The organism is Streptomyces sp. NPDC001858 (assembly GCF_053594615.1).
In genome coordinates this window covers 16598-37227 of the sequence record NZ_JBSFEV010000048.1, presented here as the reverse complement: position 1 = coordinate 37227, position 20630 = coordinate 16598, and the positions used below count along the sequence as shown (strand labels likewise).

Below are 20630 nucleotides of genomic sequence, written 5' to 3'. Positions count from 1 at the left end.
GGGGAGTCTGGGAGGGGGGTGTCTCGGGGGTGCGCCTGGGGGCCCGGGGCGGGCTCAGGCGACCTTGCTCACGTCGGCCGCCGCGGGCTCCTTGGCCTTCAGGAGGCGGAGCTTCGGGGCGGCGCCGGAGCTGCCGCCGCGGCGGTGCAGGGAGCGGGCCGCGTAGTCGCCGGCGAACTGGATGAGCGAGATGACGACGGCGAGGATCGCCACCGTGATCCACATCAGCTCGGTCTCGAAGCGCTGGTAGCCGTAGCGGATGGCGATGTCGCCGAGGCCGCCGGCGCCGACCGTCCCGGCCATGGCGGAGTAGCCGATGAGCGCGACGATCGTGGTCGTGGTGCCGGCGATGAGCGAGGGCAGGGACTCGGGGACGAGGACCTTGCGGACGATCGTCCAGGTGTTGCCGCCCATCGACTGCACGGCCTCGACGAGCCCGCCGTCCACTTCGCGGACGGCCGTCTCGACCAGGCGGGCGAAGAACGGGATGGCCCCGATGGCGAGCGGCACGATCGCGGCGTCACGGCCGATGGTCGTCCCGGTGATGGTGCGGGTGAAGTTCATCAGCGCGACCATCAGGATGATGAACGGCATCGAGCGGGCGATGTTCACGGTCTGCCCGATCACCTTGTTGGCGACGGTATTCTGCAGCAGGCCGCCGCGGTCGGTCAGGACCAGCAGGATGCCGAGCGGGAGGCCGCCGACGACGGCGATCAGCGTGGACCAGCCGACCATGTAGAGGGTGTCCCAACACGCCTGGGACAGCAGGGGCTGCATTTCGGACCAGGTCACTTGGCACCTTCGTTCACCAGCAGGGACTCGCCCACGACGTCGATCTGCAGGCCCTGTTCGCGCAGGAAGCCGATCGGCACGACGTTGTCCTCGTAGCGGCCGGGCAGTTCGATGCGCATCCGGCCGACCTGGAGGCCGCCGACGGTGTCGATGGCCGCGCCGAGGATCGAGATGTCGATGTTGTAGGTGCGCGACAGCTGGGAGATGACGGGCTGGGTGGCGGCCTCGCCGTGGAAGGTGACGTCGATGACCGTGCGGTCGGCTCCGGTGGCCTCGCCGCCGACCGGGAAGAGGGCGGCGGCCAGTTCGGAGCCGGGGGTGGCGAGCAGTTCGCTGACCGTGCCGGACTCGACGACGTGGCCGTTCTCCATGAGCGCGGCGGAGTCGCAGATCGACTTCACCACGTCCATCTCGTGGGTGATGAGCAGCACGGTCAGGCCCAGCTGCCGGTTCAGGTCGCGCAGCAGCTGGAGGATGGAGCGGGTGGTCTCCGGGTCGAGGGCGCTGGTGGCCTCGTCGGAGAGCAGCACCTTCGGGTCGCCGGCCAGGGCGCGGGCGATGCCGACGCGCTGCTTCTGACCGCCGGAGAGCTGGGCGGGGTAGGACTTCGCCTTGTCGGCGAGGCCGACCAGGTCGAGCAGCCCCAGCGCCTTGCGGGAACGTTCCTTCCCAGAGACGCCAAGGATCTCCAGGGGCAGTTCGACGTTGTCCTGCACGGTCCGCGAGGACAGCAGGTTGAAGTGCTGGAAGACCATGCCGATCCGGCTGCGCGCCTCCCGCAGCTCCTTGCCGGCCCGCGGTCCGCGCCCGGCGAGCGCGGTGAGGTCCTGGCCGGCGACGGTGACCGTGCCGGCCGTGGGGCGTTCCAGGAGGTTGATGCAGCGGATGAGCGAGGACTTGCCGGCGCCGGACTGGCCGATGACGCCGTACACCTCGCCTTCGCGGACGTGCAGGTCGACGCCGTCGAGGGCGGTGACCGCACGGCCGCGCGAGCGGTAGACCTTGGTCAGGCCCGTGGTGGTGATCACGTGGATTTCCGTCACTGTCGAGTGCGCGGGCGTGGGTGTGCCCGGGCGCACGGGTGCAGGCTGTCAGGGACGCGACACGGTTCTCGCTGTGGCGGGGAACCGGGGAGAAACATGTGCGCGGGGCGCGGCTCGGGTCGCGTACGGCTCGGACACGGCGTACGGACCTGCCACGGCGTCTCGCTTCGGGGCGCGAGCTCGGGTGGTGCGGGGGCCCTCTAGAAGGCGCACATTCGACACATACAACGAGCACCGGGCGTCATGGTCGCCTCGGTCGCAAGGGTGCGGCTGCTCGTCGTGGTCATGAGCATCAGTAAAGCAGAAGTACGGTCCTGACAAAGACTGCGCTGTCCGGATGCTGGACAGCCGTGGACGGTCCGCGGACACCCCTCAGCCGCGTACGGAGATCTCCACTCCCCCGTCGGTGACCAGCGCCGACAAGGCCGAGAGGTCGTTCACCACCAGGTCGGCGACGAGCTCGTGGGCCTGGTGGGTTGTGGCCAACGCCACGGTGGTCATGCCCGCGGCGCGACCGGCCGCCAGGCCCGCCGGAGCGTCCTCGAAGACGACGCAGTGCGCCGGGTCGACGCCGAGTGCGCGGGCGGCGAGCAGATAGGGCTCGGGGTGGGGCTTGCCGTGGGTGATGTCGTCGGCGGTGACCAGCGTCTTGGGCCGGATGCCGACCGCTTCGAGGCGGGCTTCGCCCAGCCGCCGGGTGGCGGAGGTGACGACGGCCCAGCGGTCGGCGGGAAGGGCGTCGAGGAAGGCCCGGGTGCCGGGGAGGAGTTCGACTCCGCCGCCCGGCACGTCGTCCACCTCCAGCTGTTCGACGCGGGCGACGGCCGCCTCGACGAGGTCGGCGGGCAGCAGGTCGGCGACTATCTCCGCGGCGGGACGGCCGTGCAGCTCGATCCGCGCGAAGTCCTCGGCGGTGATCCCGTACTCGGCCGCCCACCGGTTCCAGCAGCGCTGGACCGAGGCGAGGGTGGAGACGAGGGTGCCGTCGTTGTCGAAGAGAAGGGCCTGTGCGGTGATCGTCCGAGTCGTCATGGTCCAGACCCTACGTCGGGCCGCGGGGCCGATCGCGAGGCGCCGGATACGCCGTATTAAGGTCGCTGCATGCTTGATGCACTGACGCTGGCGACCGGCGTCGCCGCGTTGCTGCTCGCCGCCTGGTGCGGCTGGGCCGCCTACCGTGACCAGCCGACGAAGGACTGGCACTTCATCGGGATGGCCGTGGTCACGGCGCTGACCGTGGTCCAGCTGGTGATCGGGATCGTGCAGCTGGCGCGGGGCGAGGAGCCCGAGCAGGGCACGACCATCTTCGTGGCGTATCTGCTGGGGGCGTCCTCGTGTGTTCCGGCGGCGGGGTTCATGTCGCTGGCCGAGCGGACCCGCTGGGGTTCGGTGACGGTCGCGGCGGGCGCCGTGGTGCTCGCCGTGCTCGAGGTGCGGCTCTTCGACATCTGGGGAGGCTGACATGACGGCGACACAGGAGAAGCCGGCCCGGCTCATCAGCGGGCCCGGGATGCTGCTGGTGTGGTTCTACGGGGTCATGGTGGTCGGGGCCGTGTCGCGGTCGGCGTACCAGATCGCGACGGAGTTCGACCGGGCTCCGCTGGCGTACTCGCTGTCGGCGTTGGCCGGCGTGGTGTACGCCTTCATCACGTACTCGCTGGTGCGGGGCGGCGAGACGGCCCGCAGGGCGGCGCGGTTCTGCTGCGCCGCCGAACTCGCGGGCGTACTGATCGTCGGCACGTGGACGCTGGTGGAGCCGTCCGCCTTCCCCGACACGACCGTGTGGTCGGAGTACGGGGTGGGGTACGTGTTCATTCCCGTGCTGCTGCCGCTGTCGGCCCTGTACTGGCTGCGGAAGTCCCGCACGGCCACGCCCCCCACGACCGCTACGCGGTAGCCGCGTACTCCCCCGCCTGCTTCTCCAGGACGATCATCGGCACGCCGTCGGCGCCCTCGGAGGTGCCGACGGTCTCGTAGCCGACGCGGCGGTAGAGGCGGAGGCTGCCCTCGCTGCGGTGGCCGGTGAAGAGGCGGAACTTCTTGGCGCCGCGCTCCTCGGCCAGCGCCTCCTCGGCCGCGCGCAGCAGCCGGGCGCCGATGCCGTGGCCCTGGAGCCGCGGGTGGACGCAGAGTTTGCCGATGGCCGCCGCGCCGTCCTCCGTGAGGTTGCCGCGTACCGAGCCCACCACCTCGTCGCCCAGCCGGGCCACGAAGACGCAGTCGGTGGTGAGCTCCTGCCGGACCGAGTCGAGGCTCTGGACGAGCGGGGCGATGCGGTAGTTGCCGTACAGCGCGGCTTCGCTCTGGAAGCAGAGGTACTGCAACCTGAAGATCTGCTCGGTGTCCTGCTCGCTCGCCACCGAGATGGTCACGCTCATGCCCATGTGCGCACGCCTCCCGCTCACCTGATCGCCTGTGGTCCTTCACTCCTATCCCCGCACTTCACCGGCCGCAACCTCCGGAGTCAGCAAACGTCGCAGACATCCCAGACATCTGGAGCGTTCCGGGCCGAGACTGCCCTGTGAGATACCCAACTCCCCCGCGATCTCCCGGTAGGTGAGGTCCTCCGGCGAGAGCAGGGCCTGGAGCAGTCGGGAGCAGCGACCGGGCAGCCGGTGCACGGCCTCGCGCAGGGCGCGATGGCGGGCCGCGGTGAGGACGAGTTGCTCCGGGCCGCGGTCGGCGTCGTCGGCCGGGTCGCTCGCGTAGGACTGTTCGCGGCGGGTGGTCCGGCGGGTGCGGCGGACCTCGGCGCGGACGGCCCGGCGCAGCCAGCCCTGGGGGTCGAGGGGCGGGCCCTCGGCGGCGAGGTGCTCCAGCAGCCGGAGCCAGACCGCCTGTTCCAGGTCGCCGGGTTCGGTGCCGGTGGCATGGGCCTCGGCGGAGGCCTCCGCGCTGAGCAGCGGGCGCAGGGCGGTGAGAAGGTCGGACGTCATATGCCGAACGATGCGGCCGCCCGGGCGGCTGGTTGCCCGGGCGGCCGACTGTCACTCCAACGAGGACTCAGCCGTTGACGAAGTCCGCGCGAGCCAGCAGTCCGGTGTCCGGGTTGTCCGTGAAGACGCCGTCGATGCCGGTCGCGAAGTAGGTGCGGAAGACGCTGAGGGAGTCGCCGTAGCCGTCCGCGTCCGTGCCCTTGCGGAAGTCCGGGGGCAGGAAGGGGTTCTCGTTGCGCATGGTGTACGGGTGCAGGACCAGGCCGACCGCGTGGGCGTCCTTCACCAGGGTGGTCGGGGTGGTGAGGTTGCCGCTCGCGTCCTTCGGGATGACCAGGTCGAGGGTCGGGCCGATGCCGCTCGCGTAGCCCGCGATCTCGCGCAGACCGGCCCGGGTGACGAGGTCGGTGACCGTGCGCGGGTCGCCCGTCTCGACGAAGTCCCAGGGGCGGGTGCCGGCGGCCGACAGCAGGACCACCAGGGGGTTGTCGACCAGCTTGTTCAGGCGCTGGATGCTGGTCGGCTCGAAGGACTGGACGACGACCGGCGAGTTCTTCCTGTCCTTGCCGTACTTGTGCAGCAGCTTGGCGATCCGCTCCTCCAGGCCCAGGCCCAGCTTGCGGAAGTAGGTGGGGTGCTTGGCCTCGGGGTAGATCCAGACCTGCTTGCCGCGCTTACGGGTCTGCTCGTCCTGCCACTTGAGGACTTCCTCGAAGGTGGGGATCTCCCAGCGACCGTTGTAGAGCGTGTTGTGCGGGCGGTAGTCCGGGATGCGCTCGACCGCGCGCAGGGTCTTGAGCTCGGCGAGCGTGAAGTCCTCGGTGAACCAGCCGGTGAGGGAGACGCCGTCGAGCAGCTTGGTCGTCCGGCGGTTCGCGAACTCGGGGTGGTCGGCGACGTTCGTCGTGCCGCCGATCTCCGGCTCGTGCCGGCAGACCAGGTGGCCGTCCTTGGTGGGGACGAGGTCACCGGCCTCGACGATGTCGGCGCCCAGGTCGAGGGCGAGCTGGTAGGAGCCGAGGGTGTGCTCGGGGCGATAGCCGCTGGCGCCGCGGTGCCCGATGATCGTCGGGACGGGCAGGCTCTTGAGGCCGCCGCCTCCGCCGTGCCGGGCGTCGGCGGCTCTCGCCGTGCCCGACAGACCGAGGACTCCTCCCGCACCGAGCACGGCCGCGCCGAGCAGCGCCCGCCGTCCGGTTCCGCTCACGCTCGCCTGATGGTTCGACTCCTGCGTGTCCTGCGTTCCCATGAGGGGCCTCCTGCCGTCGGCTCGTCCGTGCGCGCCGATCGTAGGGGCGTGGACATGACCGTCGGGAGACCTCGGTCCGAACACGCGGGTGACGGTGGATGGCTTGTGCAGCACGGCGATCTGACGTGGCGTCGGAAGTGGCGTGGGATGCGGCCGGATGTGGCCGATTACGGCTTGATGCGGCTCGTTGCGGCTCGTTGCGGCGGATTGAACGGGTTCGGGGCGGGAAGCCGGGCAGTGAGCAGTCGGTTACGCGCACCGCCTCGCAGGGTTCCGCGCAGGTGTCGGGCGGGCGACGATACGGCCGTACAGGTAAACGTAGGTCAACAGTGCGTAAGACCTGAGTGACCCGATGTGCGCCACGCCCTCGGCCGCGAGTATCGTCCTCACCTGCACATACTCATACCGTTTTCCCTTGACATCGGAGGGCTCGTTGTCCCGCTTCGCGCTGATCAAGACAGTGCTCGGTCCGGTCATGCGCCTGATGTTCCGCCCCCGGGTCGAGGGCGCGGAGCACATCCCCGGCGACGGCCCGGTCATCCTGGCCGGCAACCACCTCACGTTCATCGACTCGATGATCCTGCCGCTCGTGTGCGACCGGCAGGTCTTCTTCATCGGCAAGGACGAGTACGTCACCGGCAAGAGCCTCAAGGGCCGGGTCATGGCCTGGTTCTTCATCGGGGTCGGCATGATCCCCGTCGACCGCGACGGCGGGCGCGGCGGTGTCGCCGCCCTGATGACCGGCCGCCGGGTGCTGGAGGAGGGGAAGGTCTTCGGGATCTACCCCGAGGGCACCCGGTCGCCCGACGGCCGGCTGTACCGGGGCCGTACCGGCATCGCGCGGCTGACGCTGATGACCGGCGCGCCGGTGGTTCCCTTCGCGATGATCGGCACGGACAAGTTGCAGCCGGGGGGTGCGGGGATGCCCCGCCCGGGGCGGGTCACCGTTCGGTTCGGCGAGGCGATGGAGTTCTCCCGGTACGAGGGGATGGACCGGGATCGGTATGTGCTGCGGGCTGTGACGGACTCGGTGATGACCGAGGTCATGCGGTTGTCGGGGCAGGAGTATGTGGATATGTACGCGACGAAGGCGAAAGCCGCGTAGGCCTCCGGCGGTCGGGCGGTTTTCGGTGCGGGTGCGTTGTCGGGTGCGGATGCGTTGGGGCTGGTCGCGCCCACGCGGCGGAGCCGCACATCGAAACAGCCCCGCGCCCCTAGGTTGCGACCCTTACCCGGCGTTGTCCAGGCGCTGCTCCCTGAGCAGGAACCAGGCTGCGAGTGCCGTGGCCAGCAGGACTGCTGCGCCTGTGCCTGATGCCAGCGCCAGGCCGTCCACGAAGGCTTCTCGGGCCGAGGTCAGCATGGATTCGGCTGCCGGGGGCGACATGTGGCCTGCTGCCTCCGCCGCTCCGCCCAGTGATTCGTGGGCGCTCTCCGGTGTGCCCGTCGGGGACGGGAAGCCTCGGTAGACGCCTGTCACGATCGAGCCGAGTACGGCGATGCCGAGGGCCGCGCCCAGCTCGTACGCCGTCTCGGAGACCGCCGAGGCCGCTCCCGCCTGTTCCTTGGGGACCGACGACAGGATGACGTCGGAGGTCACCGTGAAGGAGAAGCCGGCGCCGATGCCGACCGCCAGCAGGGCCGCTCCCAGGATCGGATAGCCGGTCGTCGCGTCGATCGTCGTCAGCGCGGCCAGGGCCAGGCCGATGGCCGCGAGGCCGCCGGAGACCACGGCTCGTACCGAGTAGCGGCGGGCCATGCGGCCCGCGATCAGGCCGGCCGCCACCGCGCCCACGGCCGCGGGGAGTTCGGCCAGGCCGGCTTCCAGCGGCCTTCTGCCCTGGACCAACTGCAGGTACTGGGAGAGGAAGAACACCAGGCCGGACATGCCGAGCACGGTCAGCATGTCGGCCAGTACCGCGCCGCTGAAGCCGGGCCGGCGGAACAGGCGCATGTCCAGCAGTGGCTTGGGCAGGGTGAGCTGGCGGCGGACGAAGCCGTGCAGCGCGACCGCGCCCAGCAGACCCGCCGTCAGCGGTTCCCAGGTCAGGCCGTGACTGGCGGCCTCCTTCACCGCGTAGACGACGGCGATCATGCCGACCAGCGAGAAGACCACGCTGAGCAGGTCCCAGGGGCCTGGGTCGGGGTTCTTGGACTCGGGCAGCGTCTTCAGGCCGACGACGACGAGCACGACCATCACCGGCAGGTTGATGAGGAAGACCGAGCCCCACCAGAAGTGTTCGAGGAGGAAGCCGCCCACGATCGGGCCGACCGCGGCGCCGGCGGAGGCGGTCGCGCCCCAGATGCCGACGGCGAGGCTGCGCTCGCGCGGGTCGTGGAAGAGGTTGCGGATCAGGGCGAGGGTGGCGGGCATCAGGGTCGCGCCCGCCACGCCCAGCAGGGCCCGGGCCGCGATCATCGTCTCCGGGGTCGTGGCATAGGCGTTGAGGACCGATATCAGGCCGAACGCGGTGGCGCCGACGAGCAGGATCCGCTTGCGGCCGATGCGGTCGCCGAGGCTGCCCATCGAGACGAGCAGGCCGGCGATGACGAACGAGTAGACGTCGCCGATCCACAGGAGCTGGGTGCCGGAGGGGGCCAGGTCCTCGCTGATGTAGGGGGTCGCGAGACCGAGGACGGTCGCGTCGACGGCCACCAGCAGCACGGCGAGCACGAGGACGGAGAGCGCGATCCAGCGATCCGGGCGCTTCACCGCCTCGGTCGTGGTCGCCGGCTGCAGGGCGCTGGTCATGATTCCTCTCTCCGCTGTGCCGAAGGTCGTAGCGCACCGCCGAGCAGCAGCTCGACGATCATGTGGGTGAAGTCCTTGGGGGCGACCCTGCCTTCCGTGACCGCCCAGGCACCGGAGGCCAGCAGGCCGTAGAGCGCCTCGGTGAGCCAGGCCGGGGTGAGGTCGATGCGGAACTCGCCGTCGGCCTGGCCGCGCCGGAACAGGGCCGCGATGCGGTCGTCGATCCGCGTCCAGCCCTGGTGCTGGTCGTCCTCGAAGAGCTGGTTCTCGGTGTAGAGGAAGGCGAGCAGGGCGGCGGCCGGCTCCACCTCGCGGACGAGTCGGCGTACGGCGTCGGCGGCCGGGCCCTCCGCCAGCCGGGCCCGGTCCAGGGCGCTCTCGCACTCCGCTATGCCGAGCGCCTCCAGGGCGCGGACCAGCGCGTCGCGTCCGGCGAAGTGACGGTGCAGGGTGGCGCGGCTGATCCCGGCCGCCTTGGCGACCTCGTCCATCGTGGCGGTGGGTCTGCGGGTCAGCAGGGCGGCGGCGCTGCGGAGTACGTGGTCACGATCGACAGCCATGAGACAAGAATAGCCCAGGTGAGACATTCATGTCTCATCACGGGCACGCGGGGCTCACCATCGGCAGGTCGTACCCGGTTTTTCTCAGTGCCAGGGCAGGCTGCCGCGCCGCTCCCAGTACGCTCGCGGGTCCTCCGCGAGCCCGGCCAGCCGGTCCAGCTGGTCGTCGTCGAGATCGACGACGGCGGCGTGCAGGTTGGAGGCGAGCTGGGCGGCGGTCGCGGCGCCGGAGAGGACGACGCCGGCCCACGGGCGGCGCAGGATCACGGCGAGGGCGACGGCGTCACAGCCGAGGGAGGTCTCGCCCGCCACGGCCTTCAGCACGTCCGGCGCGTGCGGCGCCGCGAGCCGCCCGTTGGCCATGCCCTCCTTCACGATCACCGTGAGCCCGGCGTCATGGGCCTCGGCGAGCGCCGGTCCGGCCGAGGTCTCCAGCGCGTTGTACGTCGACTGGACGGTGCGGAAGAGGGGCTCGCCGTCGACCGTCACGGCGAGGGCGGCGCGGATGGCGTCGGCCTGGGCGGGGCCGCTCGTGGAGAAGCCGACGGTGAGGCCCTGGGCGGCGGCTTCCGCCAGCCTCGCGTGGAGCTCCTTGTCGGTGAGGGCGGGGCTGTCCGGGGTCACCGAGTGGATCTGGTAGAGGTCGAGGCGGGCGCCGAGCAGTTCGGCCGACTCGGCGCGCTGACGCTCGTACGTCGCCAGGCTGTGGTCCTTGACCTCGTGCTTCTCCGCGTCCGTCGTCCAGTCGGCGGTGTAGGTGTAGCCCCATTTGCTGCCGACGACGATGTCGTCGACGTCGGGGCGGGCCTTCAGCCAGTCGGCGAGGAACTCCTCCGAGCGGCCGTAGGAGCGCGCCGCGTCGAAGTAGCGGACGCCCTGGGCGTAGGCGGCGTCGAGGAGTTCGTGGGTGCGGGTGCGCAGCGAATCGACCCTGCGGTCCGCTCCCAGGTCGTCGTCCCGGCCGAGGTTGATGTAGCCGGGGCGGCCTACTGCGGCGAGGCCGAAGCCGATGTGACAGGTGGGGGTGGTTGCCGCTGCCAGGCGGGCGAAGGGCATCGCGGGCTCCGTTCGGTCGGCTGTCGACCAACGTAACCCGCGATGGCCTTCGCTTCAGAGCTCGGGTTGTGCGGTGGTTCGGCGGGTGCGGGTGCGTAGTGGCTGGTCGCGCAGTTGCCCGCGCCCCTTTGAGGCGCTGCCCTCAGGCCTTCTTGGCAGTTGCCCATTCGTGCTGGGCCGCCACGTTTGCCTTCACCTCTGCCAGTTGGGTCGCGACCGCGCTCGGGGCCGTGCCGCCTCGGGCGTTGCGGGAGGCCAGGGCGCCCTGGACGTTGAGGACCGTGCGGACCTCGGGGGTGAGGTGCGCGGAGATCTTGGCGAACTGGTCGTCGGTCAGTTCGTCCAGTTCCTTGCCCTCGGCCTCCGCCGCCTTGACGCACTCGCCGGCCACCTCGTGCGCGACGCGGAACGGCACGCCCTGCCTGACCAGCCACTCGGCGATGTCGGTGGCGAGCGAGAAGCCGGCCGGGGCCAGTTCCGCCATGCGCTCGCGGTGGACGGTGAGGGTGGCCATCATGCCGGTGAAGGCGGGGAGCAGGACCTCGAGCTGGTCGCAGGAGTCGAAGACCGGCTCCTTGTCCTCCTGGAGGTCGCGGTTGTAGGCCAGGGGAAGGGCCTTGAGGGTGGCCATGAGGCCCGTCAGGTTGCCGATCAGGCGGCCCGACTTGCCGCGTGCCAGCTCCGCGATGTCCGGGTTCTTCTTCTGCGGCATGATCGACGAGCCCGTGGAGAACGCGTCGTGCAGGGTCACGAAGGAGAACTCCTTCGTGTTCCAGATGATGATCTCCTCGGCGATCCGGGAGAGGTTGACGCCGATCATCGCGGTGACGAAGGCGAACTCGGCGACGAAGTCACGGGACGCCGTGCCGTCGATGGAGTTGCCGACGCTTCCGTTCTCGAAGCCGAGGTCGGCGGCCACCGCCTCCGGGTCCAGGCCGAGGGAGGAGCCGGCGAGCGCGCCGGAGCCGTAGGGCGAGACGGCCGTGCGCTCGTCCCACTGGCGCAGCCGCTCCGCGTCCCGGGACAGGGACTGCGCGTGGGCGAGGACGTGGTGGGCGAAGAGCACCGGCTGGGCGTGCTGGAGGTGGGTGCGGCCGGGCATCGCCACGTCCGGGTGGGCCTCGGCGAGGCCGATCAGGGCGTCCTGGAGGTCGGCGATCAGGCCGCCGATGATCCGGGCGTGGTCGCGCAGGTACATCCGGAAGAGGGTCGCGACCTGGTCGTTGCGGGAGCGGCCGGCACGCAGCTTGCCGCCGAGGTCGGCGCCGAGCCGCTCCAGCAGGCCGCGCTCCAGGGCGGTGTGGACGTCCTCGTCGGCGATCGTGCCGACGAAGGAGCCGTCGGCGACGTCCGCGCCGAGTTGGTCGAGTCCGGCGATCATCCGGGTGAGCTCGTCCTCGGTGAGCAGACCCGCCTTGTGCAGCACACGCGCGTGGGCGCGGGAACCGGCGAGGTCGTAGGGCGCGAGCCGCCAGTCGAAGTGGACGGACGCGGACAGCTTCGCCAGGGCCTCGGCGGGACCGTCGGCGAAACGGGCGCCCCAGAGCCGTACGTCACCGCTGTTGCTGCTCACTTGCGTTGCTCCTCACCGCTGCACTCAAGGTCATGCATGATTATGCAGTGGACTGCATGATTCGTCAATTCGACGGGCTTCGGTGGACAGGCCTCGGCAAGAGATTTGAAGACGCCTTGAACAACGGCAACCGCTTACCCGTACTCACCGCTGAACGCCGGCCGCGTGTTGTTAGAACCCACTCCTGACCCAAGTGAGGCATCCCCATGTCCAGGGCTCTTCCGAAGTACAACAAGCGTCGCGTGGTCGTCATCGGCGCGGCCGCCGCTCTGGCCCTGTCCGGCGCGGTCGTCGTCAACTCCGCGCTCGCCGGGGAGTCGTCCAAGAGCAACGGCACCACCAACGCCAACACGCTCGCCGCCGGCCCCGGCACCATCTCGTGCCCGGACGTGGCCTCGCAACTCCCCGCGATCCCGGCCACCGCCCAGGCCGAGGTGGACCGCAACCTCGCGCTGCTCCAGACGCAGATCGACGAGGCCAACCAGCGGCTGATCGACACCGTCGGCCAGGGCGGCGCCAACTTCGTGCAGAACGCGATCCTCGGCCCGCTGGAGGACAAGCGGATCGCCGTCGTGAACCGCATCGCCACCGCCATCGGCCGCACCGCGGACAAGCCCCAGGGCCTTGAGGCGCTCGCCCCCTGCGCCCTCGACGCGGGCGGCGCGGCGGACACCGGCGAGGAGGCCGGGGCCGGCGAGGAAGCCGGAGCCGGTGACGAGGTCGAGGCCACCCCGGGCGCGGAGGAGACCGCCCCCGCAGGCGGCGCCGAGGACACGGGCGGCAACACCGGCGCCGACGCGGGCGCCGCCGGCACGATCAGCTGCCCGGACGTCGCCTCGCAGCTGCCGGAGATCCCCGCCTCCGCGCAGGCCGAGGTGGACCGGAACCTGGCGCTGCTGGAGACGCAGCTCGCCGAGGCCAACACCCGGCTGGTCAACACCGTCGGCCAGGGCGGCCCGAACTTCGTGCAGAACGCGATCCTCGGCCCGCTGGAGGGCAAGCGCGCCTCCACGATCGACCGCATCGCCATCTCGATCGGCCGTCAGGGCACCAAGCCGCAGGGCCTCGAGTCCCTGGCCGCCTGCACGTTGAACCAGTGACGTGACAGGTGCAGCGGCCGCCCCGGGAAGCGCCGACCGGGGCGGCCGCTGCGGCATGTGCACACCACACCGATTCGGCCGTTTCCTTGGACGCGTGAACGCGTTTCCCGGACAATCGTCAGACATGGGAAAGACCTATGAGCGCATAGACGGCCGGCTCCGAACGTTCATCGAGGAGCAGCCCCTCTTCTTCACCGCGACCGCGCCGCTGTCCGGGGACGGCACGGTCAACCTCTCCCCCAAGGGCCTCAAGGGCTCGTTCGTCGTGCTGGACGAGCACACCGTGGCCTACCTCGACTTCGCCGGCTCCAACGCGGAGACCATCGCGCATCTGCGGGAGAACGGCCGGATCACCCTGATGTGGTGCGCCTTCCAGGGGCCGCCGAACATCGTCCGGGTGCACGGCCGCGGCGAGCCGGTCTTCCGCGACGACCCCCGGTTCCGGGAGTTCCTCGCCCGCTTCCCCGACATCGACGCGACCGTGCACGGGCTGCGCGCGATCATCGTCGTGCACGCCGAACTCGTCCGGGACAGCTGCGGGTACGCGGTGCCCTTCATGACGTACGACGAGGACCGCGAGCTGCACGCGAAGCGGTTCACGCGGGAGGACGACGACTCGCTCAGCGCGTACTTCGCGAAGAAGGAGCACATCGCCACGAGCATGGACGGACTGCCCGGACTGCCGTTGCCGCTGAGTCCGATTTGACGCTCATATGCCATGTGTACAGTCCGTAAACTCTTGTGCTTCTTGGGGTAATTGACGGAATTCGCCCTTCCGCCGCCCTCGTCCCCTAACGTGGGCTCATCCGTGCGCGCTCTCGCGCATGCGTGAACCACATGGGGGATTCATGTTCCGACCCGCACGTGAACCACAGAGCAAGCGCCATGTCCGTTCCTCCTTCTACGTCGTCGGCGAGGGCATCCTCGCCGAGTCCCGGGACGGCGAGGCCGCGGCGGCGCAGCCCGCCTCGTCCGTGGCGGACCTGCGCAAGTTCCGCTTCTCCCGGCTGGGCCCGCCGTCCCGCCCGGCCCAACAGCTCGACCGCGCCGCCCGCACCGAGCTGGCCCAGGCGATGACGAACGCCGCGGCGACCCAACCGGACCAGCCGGAGGTCCCCGCGGGGTTCACCTACCTCGGCCAGTTCGTGGACCACGACCTCACCCTGGACGCCACCGCGGTCCGCCTCGAGGACGAGATCACGGTGCGCCAGCTCCTCCAGGGCCGCTCCCCGGCCCTCGACCTCGACTCCCTCTACGGCCTCGGCCCCGACCACCGCTTCGACCGCCGGTTCTACGAGGACGACGGGCTCCGGCTGAAGACCGGGACCACGCAGGGCGTGCCGAACGACCCGTCCATCGTGGGCCTGCCCCTCGCCGGGTTCGACCTGCCGCGGACGGGCTCGGGCTCGCTGAGGTCCGAGCGGCGCCGGGCGCTGATCCCGGACCCGCGCAACGACGAGAACCTGATCGTCGCCCAGATCCACACCGCCTTCATCCGGTTCCACAACCGGGTGGTCGCCGATCTGGTCGGCAAGGGCGTGTCGAGCGCGGTCCTGTTCGAGTCGGCGCGCGAGACGGTCGTCAAGCACTACCAGTGGATGCTGCGCCACGACTTCCTGAAGCGGATCGTCGACCCCGAGATCGTCGACGACGTGTTCGGCAACGGCCGACGGGTGTTCGAGCCGGCGACCGGCGAGCAGAACCTGCCGACCATGCCGATCGAGTTCTCCGTGGCCGCCTACCGGCTGGGCCACAGCATGGTCCGGGGCGCCTACAACTGGAACCGGATCTTCGACCGGGGCCGCGGCACGCTGGAGCTGCTGTTCCGGTTCAGCGGCACCAGCGGCATCCTCTCCCCGCCGCCCGCCGACCCGGCGGACCCGGAGGCGGGCGAGTTCGAGCGGCTGCCCACCAACTGGATCGCCGACTTCCGGCGGTTGTTCGCCTTCCAGGAGGCGGTGCCGGACCGGGCCGACCTCCAGGTGCCCGCGGCGCAGTTCAACGTCGCCAAGCGGATCGACACGCTGCTGGTCAATCCGCTGGCCAAACTGCCGCTCGGCTCCTTCGGCGCGCGGGCCGGGGAGACTCCCCCGGAGATCGAGCTGAACCTCGCCTTCCGCAACCTCACCCGGGCCTCCATGCTGCGGCTCGCGACGGGACAGCAGATGGCCGAGCACTTCATCGCCCGGAAGATCGACGTGGAGCCGCTGACCGCCGCCGACTTCGCCCAGGGCGGCGGGGCGCAGCTCTCCCCCGGGCTCGCGAAGGCGGTCGCCAAGAACGCGCCGCTGTGGTTCTACATCCTGCGCGAGGCCGAGGTGAAGGGCGGCGGGAAGCTGACCGGCGTCGGCGGCCGCATCGTCGCCGAGGTGTTCCACCGGGCGATGGAAGGCAGTCGGCACTCCATCGTGCGCGATCCCTTCTGGCGTCCCTTCCTCAGCCCGGTCGAGGCGCGCAACGCGAGCGATGTGTTCGACATGACCGACCTGCTGCTCTTCGCCTTCGAGGGGCGGGCGGACCAGCTCAACCCACTGGGCCCGGTGGTCTGAGCGACCGGCGGCCAGGTGGCGGCGCCGTGCCCGGTCGGACCACCCGGCCTGCCGGCGCCGCCGCCGCGCTCTAGCGTCGGAGCATGCGTCCACGTGCCGTCGTCACCGCCGTCGCCACCGCCGTCGTCTGTGCGTCGTTGCTGCTGCTCGGGGCGGCGCCGGGCATCGGGGCGGGTCCGCCTTCGCCTGCCGTGCTGCCCGCGCGGCTGGCGGACACGGGCGGCGGCACCCAGCTGATCACCGCCGTGGCCCCGACGGCCGGTTCCACCTCGGGCCGGCTCGACTGGTGGGAGCTGCGGGGCGGGCGGTGGGTGCGGGCCGGTTCCGCGCCGGCCCGGTTCGGCGCGAACGGCCTGGTCGAGGGAGAGACGCGCCGCCAGGGCACCGACACGACGCCGACGGGCCTGTACCCGCTCCCGTTCGCCTTCGGCGTCCGGGCGGCGCCGCCGGGGACGACGTATCCGTACCGTCGCGTGGGCCGGGACTCCTGGTGGTGTCAGGACAACGGCTCCCGCGCCTACAACCGGTGGACCGAGCCGCGGCCGGCCGACTGCCGTGCCGCCGAGTCCGAGCACCTGGTGACCTACCGGACGCAGTACGCCTACGCCCTGGTCATCGGGTTCAACTACGCCCATCCGGTGCGCGGTCGCGGGGCGGGCATCTTCCTGCATGTCGACGGCCGTGGGGCGACCGCCGGTTGTGTGTCGGTGCCGGTCGACGCGATGCGGCGGATGCTGCGGTGGGTCCGTCCGCAGGCGCGCCCGCACCTCGCGATCGGCACCGCCGACGGGCCGACGGCGATCCATAAGTACTGACCGGTAGGAAATCGGCCGACGCCCGCGTCGACCGGTCCCGAACCCGCGCACCACAGTGGTCACCACGGCTGAACACTCCGCGACTGCGGCCCGTATCTGAGGGCCAAGGGTCCGTACCCACGGAGGAACAGTGACCACGACGATCGCCGGCGGCCGTGCCGCCCGCCGCCAGACGATGCGCCGCATCCGTCCGCGCCGCTCCCCGGCCGTTCCGCTGCTGCTCGCCGTCTGGGCGGGCGCCGCGGGCGTGCTGTGGTTGTGGTGGAGCAACACGCCGAACATCGCGGACACCGACAGCATGATCCTCAACGCGGGACGGATCACCGGCCTGCTGGCCGGGTACCTGATGGCGCTCGTCGTGCTGCAGATGGCGCGGGTGCCGGCGCTGGAGCGCCGGGTGGGCTCGGACCGGGTCGCCCGCTGGCACGCGATGAGCGGCCGGTACACCCTCTGCCTCACCTTCGCGCACGTGTTCCTCATCATGTGGGGCTACGCGCTGCAGGCCGGCAAGACGCTCGGCGACATCGTCCAGCAGACGATCGACTCCATCAACCAGCTGCCCGACATGGGCAAGGCGGCCATCGGCACCGGTCTGTTCGTGCTCATCGGCCTGGTGTCGATCGGCCCCGTGCGCAAGCGGATGCCGTACGACACCTGGTACCACATCCATCTGCTGACGTACGCGGCCGTGTTCCTGACGTTCTGGCACCAGATCACCACCGGCAACGACTTCGCCATCGAGCCCGTCGCGAAGACCGTCTGGTACGTGCTGTACGGGTCGGTCACCTCGCTGGTCGTCTGGTACCGGATCATCACCCCGGTCCGGCTGAACCTGCGGCACCGTATGCGCGTCGAGGCGGTCATCGAGGAGGCGCCGGGCATCGTCTCGGTGCTGATCGGCGGGCGCAAGCTGCACCGGATGGGCGCGGAGGCCGGGCAGTTCTTCCGGTGGCGGTTCCTCTCGCCGGGGATGCGCTTCAGCTCCCACCCGTACTCGCTGTCGGCGGCCCCGCGCCCGGACCTGCTGCGGATCACCGTCAAGGCGATCGGCGACCACAGCGAGGCGCTGCGCGAACTGTCGCCCGGCACGCGTGTGTGGGCCGAGGGTCCGTACGGTGCGATGACCGCGTCCCGGCGCAGCCGCGGCAAGGTGCTGCTGGTGGCCGGCGGGGTCGGCATCACCCCGATGCGAGCGCTGTTCGAGACGCTGCCCGGCGCGGCCGGTGACATCACCCTCCTCTACCGGGCCAACAGCACCCAGGACCTGGCGCTGTGGGACGAGCTGGCGAAGATCGCCGACGAGCGCGGGGCGCGGCTGATGTACGCCGTCAACAGCCCCGACGGAGAGCGCCCCGACATCTCGGCGGAGTCCCTCCAGCGCAAGATCCCCGACATCGAAAGCCACGACGTCTTCATGTGCGGGCCGAACGGCTTCGCGCAAGGGGTGTTCGAGGCACTGCGCGGCGCCGGAGTCCCGGCCCGCCGTATCCATCACGAGTCGTTCGAGATGTGAGCGACGGGAAATCCGCACGACCCTCGGCCTTCAACCTGAATCAGGAGCTCAGAAAGAGATGAGGAAGAGCCACCCTCTTCGGCGCGTGGTACTGGCCACCGCCGCCACCGTGTCCGGGATCGTGCTGTTGCTGACGCTGAAGCCGTCGTCCGACCCTGGCAGTACGCAGGCGGCGGGCGCGGGAGCGCAGGCCCAGGGAGCCGCCCAGGGCGGAACCGCGGCGACCGTCACCGGCACGATGACCGGCGACGCGGTCGAGACGCAGTACGGCAATGTGCAGGTACGCATCACCGTCGTCGAGAACAAGATCACCAAGGCGGAGGCCGTCCAGGCCCCCAAGGGCGGCACCAGCGACCAGAAGACCGCGGACGCCGTTCCCAAGCTCAACGCCGCGGTGGTCGCCACGCAGAGCCCGAACATCGACACGGTCTCCGGGGCGACGTACACCAGCGAGGCCTACAAGAAGTCCCTGCAGTCGGCGATCGACAAGGCGAACGCGAGCGCGGGCTCCTCCCAGGGGTCCGGCGGCGCACAGGCCGCCGGTGCCTTCACCGGCGACGCGGTCGAGACGCAGTACGGCAACGTGCAGGTCCGGATCACCGTCGCCAACGGCAAGATCACCAAGGCGGAGGCGGTCCAGGCGCCCAAGGGCGGCACCAGCGACCAGAAGACCGCGGACTCGGTCCCGAAGCTCAACGCGGCGGCGGTCGCGGCCGGCACCGCGGACATCGACACCGTCTCCGGCGCGACCTTCACCAGCGAGGGCTACAAGAAGTCCCTGCAGTCGGCGCTGGACCAGGCGAAGGCGGCCTCGGGTTCGGGCTCTGCGGCGGGTTCCTCGGGCTCCGGTTCCGGGGATGCCTCGGGCGGTGCCGACGCGGGCGCCGCGCAGGCCAAGACCGTCACCGGCGAGGTCCAGCAGACGCAGTTCGGGCCGGTCCAGGTCCGGATCACCGTGGCCAACGGCAAGATCACCAAGGCGGAGGCGGTCCAGGCGCCCTCCGGCGGGACCAGCTCCCAGAAGACCGAGCTCTCCGTCCCGAAGCTCAACGCGGCGGCGGTCGCGGCCGGCACCGCGGACATCGACACCGTCTCCGGCGCGACCTTCACCAGCGAGGGCTACAAGAAGTCCCTGCAGTCGGCGCTGGACCAGGCCGGTGGCTGAGACCGTGACCGAGTCGGCGGCGGCGCCCGCCGCGGTGCGTCATGCGGAAGAGGTCATGGGGACCGTCTTCTCGTTCGACGTCCGCGGCGGGGAGGCCGAGGCGGTACGGACGGTGCTGGACAAGGCGATCGCCTCGCTGCACCGGGTCGACGAGGTGTTCAGCACCTACCGCGACGACAGCCAGGTCTCCCGGCTGATGCGCGGCGAACTGACCGTCGAGGAGTGCGACCCCGAGGTGGCCGAGGTCCTCGACCTCGGCGCCGAGGCGGAGCGGGTGAGCGACGGCTGGTTCAGCATGCGCTACCAGGGCCGCCTCGACCCCACCGGCATCGTGAAGGGCTGGGCCGCCGAGCGCGCGGCCCGGCTGATCGCGGCGGTCGGCGTGAGCGGGGTGAGCGTCAACGGCGGCGGGGATGTGCAGTTGCTGGGCGTCCCCGGGCCCGAGCGGCCGTGGCGGGTCGGGGTGTCGGACCCGCTGCGCCCGGGCGGCCTCGCCGCGGTGGTCTCGGCGGCGGGCGCGGACGAACTGGCGGTCGCGACCTCGGGCACGGCGGAGCGCGGCACCCATATCGTCGACCCTCGCACGGGTCACTCCGCGGTGACCGACCTCGTCGCCGTGACGGTGGTCGCCCCCCAGCTGACCTGGGCGGACTGCTGGGCGACGGCCGCCTTCGCCATGGGTTCCCGAGAGGGCCTGGCCTGGCTGGAGTCCCTGCCGGACGTGGAGGCCCTGCTCATCACGGCGGGCGACGAGGTCCGCTGCACGGGCGGCCTGGCGGGACGGCTCGGCTGAGCGGGGGCTGGGTGCAGTCAAGCGGCTGAACTTGCTGACGCAGGTGACTGCAACCACCTGGGCGCGCGAGGCTGTTCTCCTGTGCGGCTCCGCCGCGATGGGGGTCCCCCCGCTCGAGCGCAGCCGAGAGTGGGGGAGCGACCAGCCCCCACGCACCCGCAGTCGGCAACGCTCCCCGACCGCCCGCTCAGTGGCCGTTCTGAGCCAACCGCAGCAGATGTTCCGCGAGGGCCTGCCCGCCCGTCGCCTCCCGGCTGATCAGCAACAACGTGTCGTCGCCGGCGATCGTCCCGAGAATGTCGTGCAGTTCGGCCTGGTCGATCGCCGACGCGAGAAACTGCGCCGCCCCCGGCGGAGTGCGCAGCACCACGAGATTCGCGGACGCCTCCGCGGAGATCAGCAGCTCCTGCGACAGCCGCCGCATCCGCTCCTCCTTCGCCGACTCCCCCAGCGGCGCCCGAGGGGTGCGGAAACCCCCCTCGCTGGGCACCGCGTAGATCAGATCGCCGTCGGTGTTGCGGATCTTCACCGCGTTCAGCTCGTCCAGGTCCCGCGACAGCGTCGCCTGGGTGACGCTCAGCCCGTCGTCGGCCAGCAGCTTCGCCAACTGGCTCTGCGACCGCACCGGTTGACGGTTGAGGATGTCCACGATCCGGCGGTGACGCGCGGTGCGGGTCTGCGGCACGGCCGGGCCGGCCGCCCCCGGCTGCTCATGGTCCTGCGCGTGGCTCATC

At 71.0% G+C, this 20630-nt stretch carries 21 protein-coding genes; 10 read left to right on the top strand and 11 right to left on the bottom strand.

Going from position 1 to position 20630, the window contains the following annotated elements; genetic code table 11:
- Positions 1–54: 54 nt before the first annotated feature.
- The 3 genes from ACWCPF_RS39945 to ACWCPF_RS39935 form a co-directional block, all read right to left on the bottom strand.
- A complete protein-coding gene (locus tag ACWCPF_RS39945) occupies positions 55–792 on the bottom strand; it encodes a methionine ABC transporter permease (protein ID WP_451050055.1) in 738 nt (245 codons plus the stop codon).
- Positions 789–1820 (bottom strand): methionine ABC transporter ATP-binding protein, encoded by a 1032-nt coding sequence (locus ACWCPF_RS39940; RefSeq protein ID WP_451050054.1) that lies wholly within the window; start codon positions 1818–1820, stop codon positions 789–791. The genes ACWCPF_RS39945 and ACWCPF_RS39940 overlap by 4 nt, the downstream gene beginning before the upstream one ends.
- A gap of 387 nt (positions 1821–2207) precedes the next feature.
- On the bottom strand, positions 2208–2867 hold the full coding sequence (locus tag ACWCPF_RS39935) for an HAD-IA family hydrolase (protein WP_451050053.1): 660 nt from the start codon (positions 2865–2867) through the stop codon (positions 2208–2210).
- A 69-nt stretch (positions 2868–2936) separates the two neighbouring features.
- Here ACWCPF_RS39935 and ACWCPF_RS39930 point away from each other — a divergent pair, with 69 nt between their 5' ends.
- Positions 2937–3296: a hypothetical protein gene (locus ACWCPF_RS39930; RefSeq protein ID WP_451050052.1), complete on the top strand. Its 360-nt coding sequence runs from the start codon at positions 2937–2939 to the stop codon at positions 3294–3296.
- 1 nt (position 3297) lies between these two features.
- The gene (locus ACWCPF_RS39925) at positions 3298–3732 is read left to right on the top strand and encodes a hypothetical protein (RefSeq protein WP_451050051.1); all 435 of its coding nucleotides are present in this window, start codon (positions 3298–3300) and stop codon (positions 3730–3732) included.
- On the opposite strand, the gene ACWCPF_RS39920 is transcribed toward ACWCPF_RS39925, so the two are convergent.
- The 3 genes from ACWCPF_RS39920 to ACWCPF_RS39910 all read right to left on the bottom strand — a co-directional run bounded on the left by ACWCPF_RS39920 (position 3722) and on the right by ACWCPF_RS39910 (position 6020).
- Positions 3722–4219, bottom strand: a complete 498-nt coding sequence (locus ACWCPF_RS39920) for a GNAT family N-acetyltransferase (RefSeq protein ID WP_451050050.1) — start codon at positions 4217–4219, stop codon at positions 3722–3724. The genes ACWCPF_RS39925 and ACWCPF_RS39920 overlap by 11 nt on opposite strands.
- 45 nt (positions 4220–4264) lie before the next feature.
- On the bottom strand, positions 4265–4771 hold the full coding sequence (locus ACWCPF_RS39915) for an RNA polymerase sigma factor (RefSeq protein ID WP_451050049.1): 507 nt from the start codon (positions 4769–4771) through the stop codon (positions 4265–4267).
- 67 nt (positions 4772–4838) lie between these two features.
- Positions 4839–6020 carry a glycerophosphodiester phosphodiesterase gene (locus ACWCPF_RS39910; RefSeq protein ID WP_451050048.1) on the bottom strand — a complete coding sequence of 394 codons (1182 nt, stop codon included), beginning with the start codon at positions 6018–6020 and terminating at the stop codon, positions 4839–4841.
- Positions 6021–6453: 433 nt separating this feature from the next.
- Here ACWCPF_RS39910 and ACWCPF_RS39905 point away from each other — a divergent pair, with 433 nt between their 5' ends.
- Complete coding sequence (locus tag ACWCPF_RS39905) at positions 6454–7125, top strand: lysophospholipid acyltransferase family protein (protein ID WP_451050071.1); 672 nt, start codon at positions 6454–6456, stop codon at positions 7123–7125.
- Between the two features lie 123 nt (positions 7126–7248).
- On the opposite strand, the gene ACWCPF_RS39900 is transcribed toward ACWCPF_RS39905, so the two are convergent.
- The 4 genes from ACWCPF_RS39900 to argH form a co-directional block, all read right to left on the bottom strand.
- On the bottom strand, positions 7249–8772 hold the full coding sequence (locus ACWCPF_RS39900; RefSeq protein ID WP_451050047.1) for an MFS transporter: 1524 nt from the start codon (positions 8770–8772) through the stop codon (positions 7249–7251).
- The gene (locus ACWCPF_RS39895; protein WP_451050046.1) at positions 8769–9332 is read right to left on the bottom strand and encodes a TetR/AcrR family transcriptional regulator; all 564 of its coding nucleotides are present in this window, start codon (positions 9330–9332) and stop codon (positions 8769–8771) included. The genes ACWCPF_RS39900 and ACWCPF_RS39895 overlap by 4 nt, the downstream gene beginning before the upstream one ends.
- Before the next feature lie 84 nt (positions 9333–9416).
- Positions 9417–10388 carry an aldo/keto reductase gene (locus ACWCPF_RS39890; protein WP_451050045.1) on the bottom strand — a complete coding sequence of 324 codons (972 nt, stop codon included), beginning with the start codon at positions 10386–10388 and terminating at the stop codon, positions 9417–9419.
- A gap of 142 nt (positions 10389–10530) precedes the next feature.
- On the bottom strand, positions 10531–11961 hold the full coding sequence (argH, locus tag ACWCPF_RS39885) for an argininosuccinate lyase (protein ID WP_451050044.1): 1431 nt from the start codon (positions 11959–11961) through the stop codon (positions 10531–10533).
- Between the two features lie 206 nt (positions 11962–12167).
- Between argH and ACWCPF_RS39880 the strand changes: the two genes are divergently transcribed.
- The 7 genes from ACWCPF_RS39880 to ACWCPF_RS39850 all read left to right on the top strand — a co-directional run bounded on the left by ACWCPF_RS39880 (position 12168) and on the right by ACWCPF_RS39850 (position 19896).
- Complete coding sequence (locus ACWCPF_RS39880) at positions 12168–13061, top strand: hypothetical protein (RefSeq protein WP_451050043.1); 894 nt, start codon at positions 12168–12170, stop codon at positions 13059–13061.
- 124 nt (positions 13062–13185) lie between these two features.
- Positions 13186–13767 carry a pyridoxamine 5'-phosphate oxidase family protein gene (locus ACWCPF_RS39875; RefSeq protein ID WP_451050042.1) on the top strand — a complete coding sequence of 194 codons (582 nt, stop codon included), beginning with the start codon at positions 13186–13188 and terminating at the stop codon, positions 13765–13767.
- A 142-nt stretch (positions 13768–13909) separates the two neighbouring features.
- Positions 13910–15610, top strand: coding sequence for a peroxidase family protein (locus ACWCPF_RS39870; protein ID WP_451050041.1), 1701 nt, complete (start codon positions 13910–13912; stop codon positions 15608–15610).
- A gap of 83 nt (positions 15611–15693) precedes the next feature.
- A complete protein-coding gene (locus tag ACWCPF_RS39865; protein ID WP_451050040.1) occupies positions 15694–16425 on the top strand; it encodes a L,D-transpeptidase family protein in 732 nt (243 codons plus the stop codon).
- 130 nt (positions 16426–16555) lie between these two features.
- Positions 16556–17938 carry a ferredoxin reductase family protein gene (locus tag ACWCPF_RS39860; RefSeq protein ID WP_451050039.1) on the top strand — a complete coding sequence of 461 codons (1383 nt, stop codon included), beginning with the start codon at positions 16556–16558 and terminating at the stop codon, positions 17936–17938.
- 58 nt (positions 17939–17996) lie between these two features.
- Positions 17997–19103: an FMN-binding protein gene (locus ACWCPF_RS39855; protein ID WP_451050038.1), complete on the top strand. Its 1107-nt coding sequence runs from the start codon at positions 17997–17999 to the stop codon at positions 19101–19103.
- A gap of 55 nt (positions 19104–19158) precedes the next feature.
- Positions 19159–19896, top strand: coding sequence for an FAD:protein FMN transferase (locus ACWCPF_RS39850; protein WP_451050070.1), 738 nt, complete (start codon positions 19159–19161; stop codon positions 19894–19896).
- 187 nt (positions 19897–20083) lie between these two features.
- On the opposite strand, the gene ACWCPF_RS39845 is transcribed toward ACWCPF_RS39850, so the two are convergent.
- A complete protein-coding gene (locus ACWCPF_RS39845) occupies positions 20084–20629 on the bottom strand; it encodes an arginine repressor (protein ID WP_451050037.1) in 546 nt (181 codons plus the stop codon).
- Position 20630: the final 1 nt, after the last annotated feature.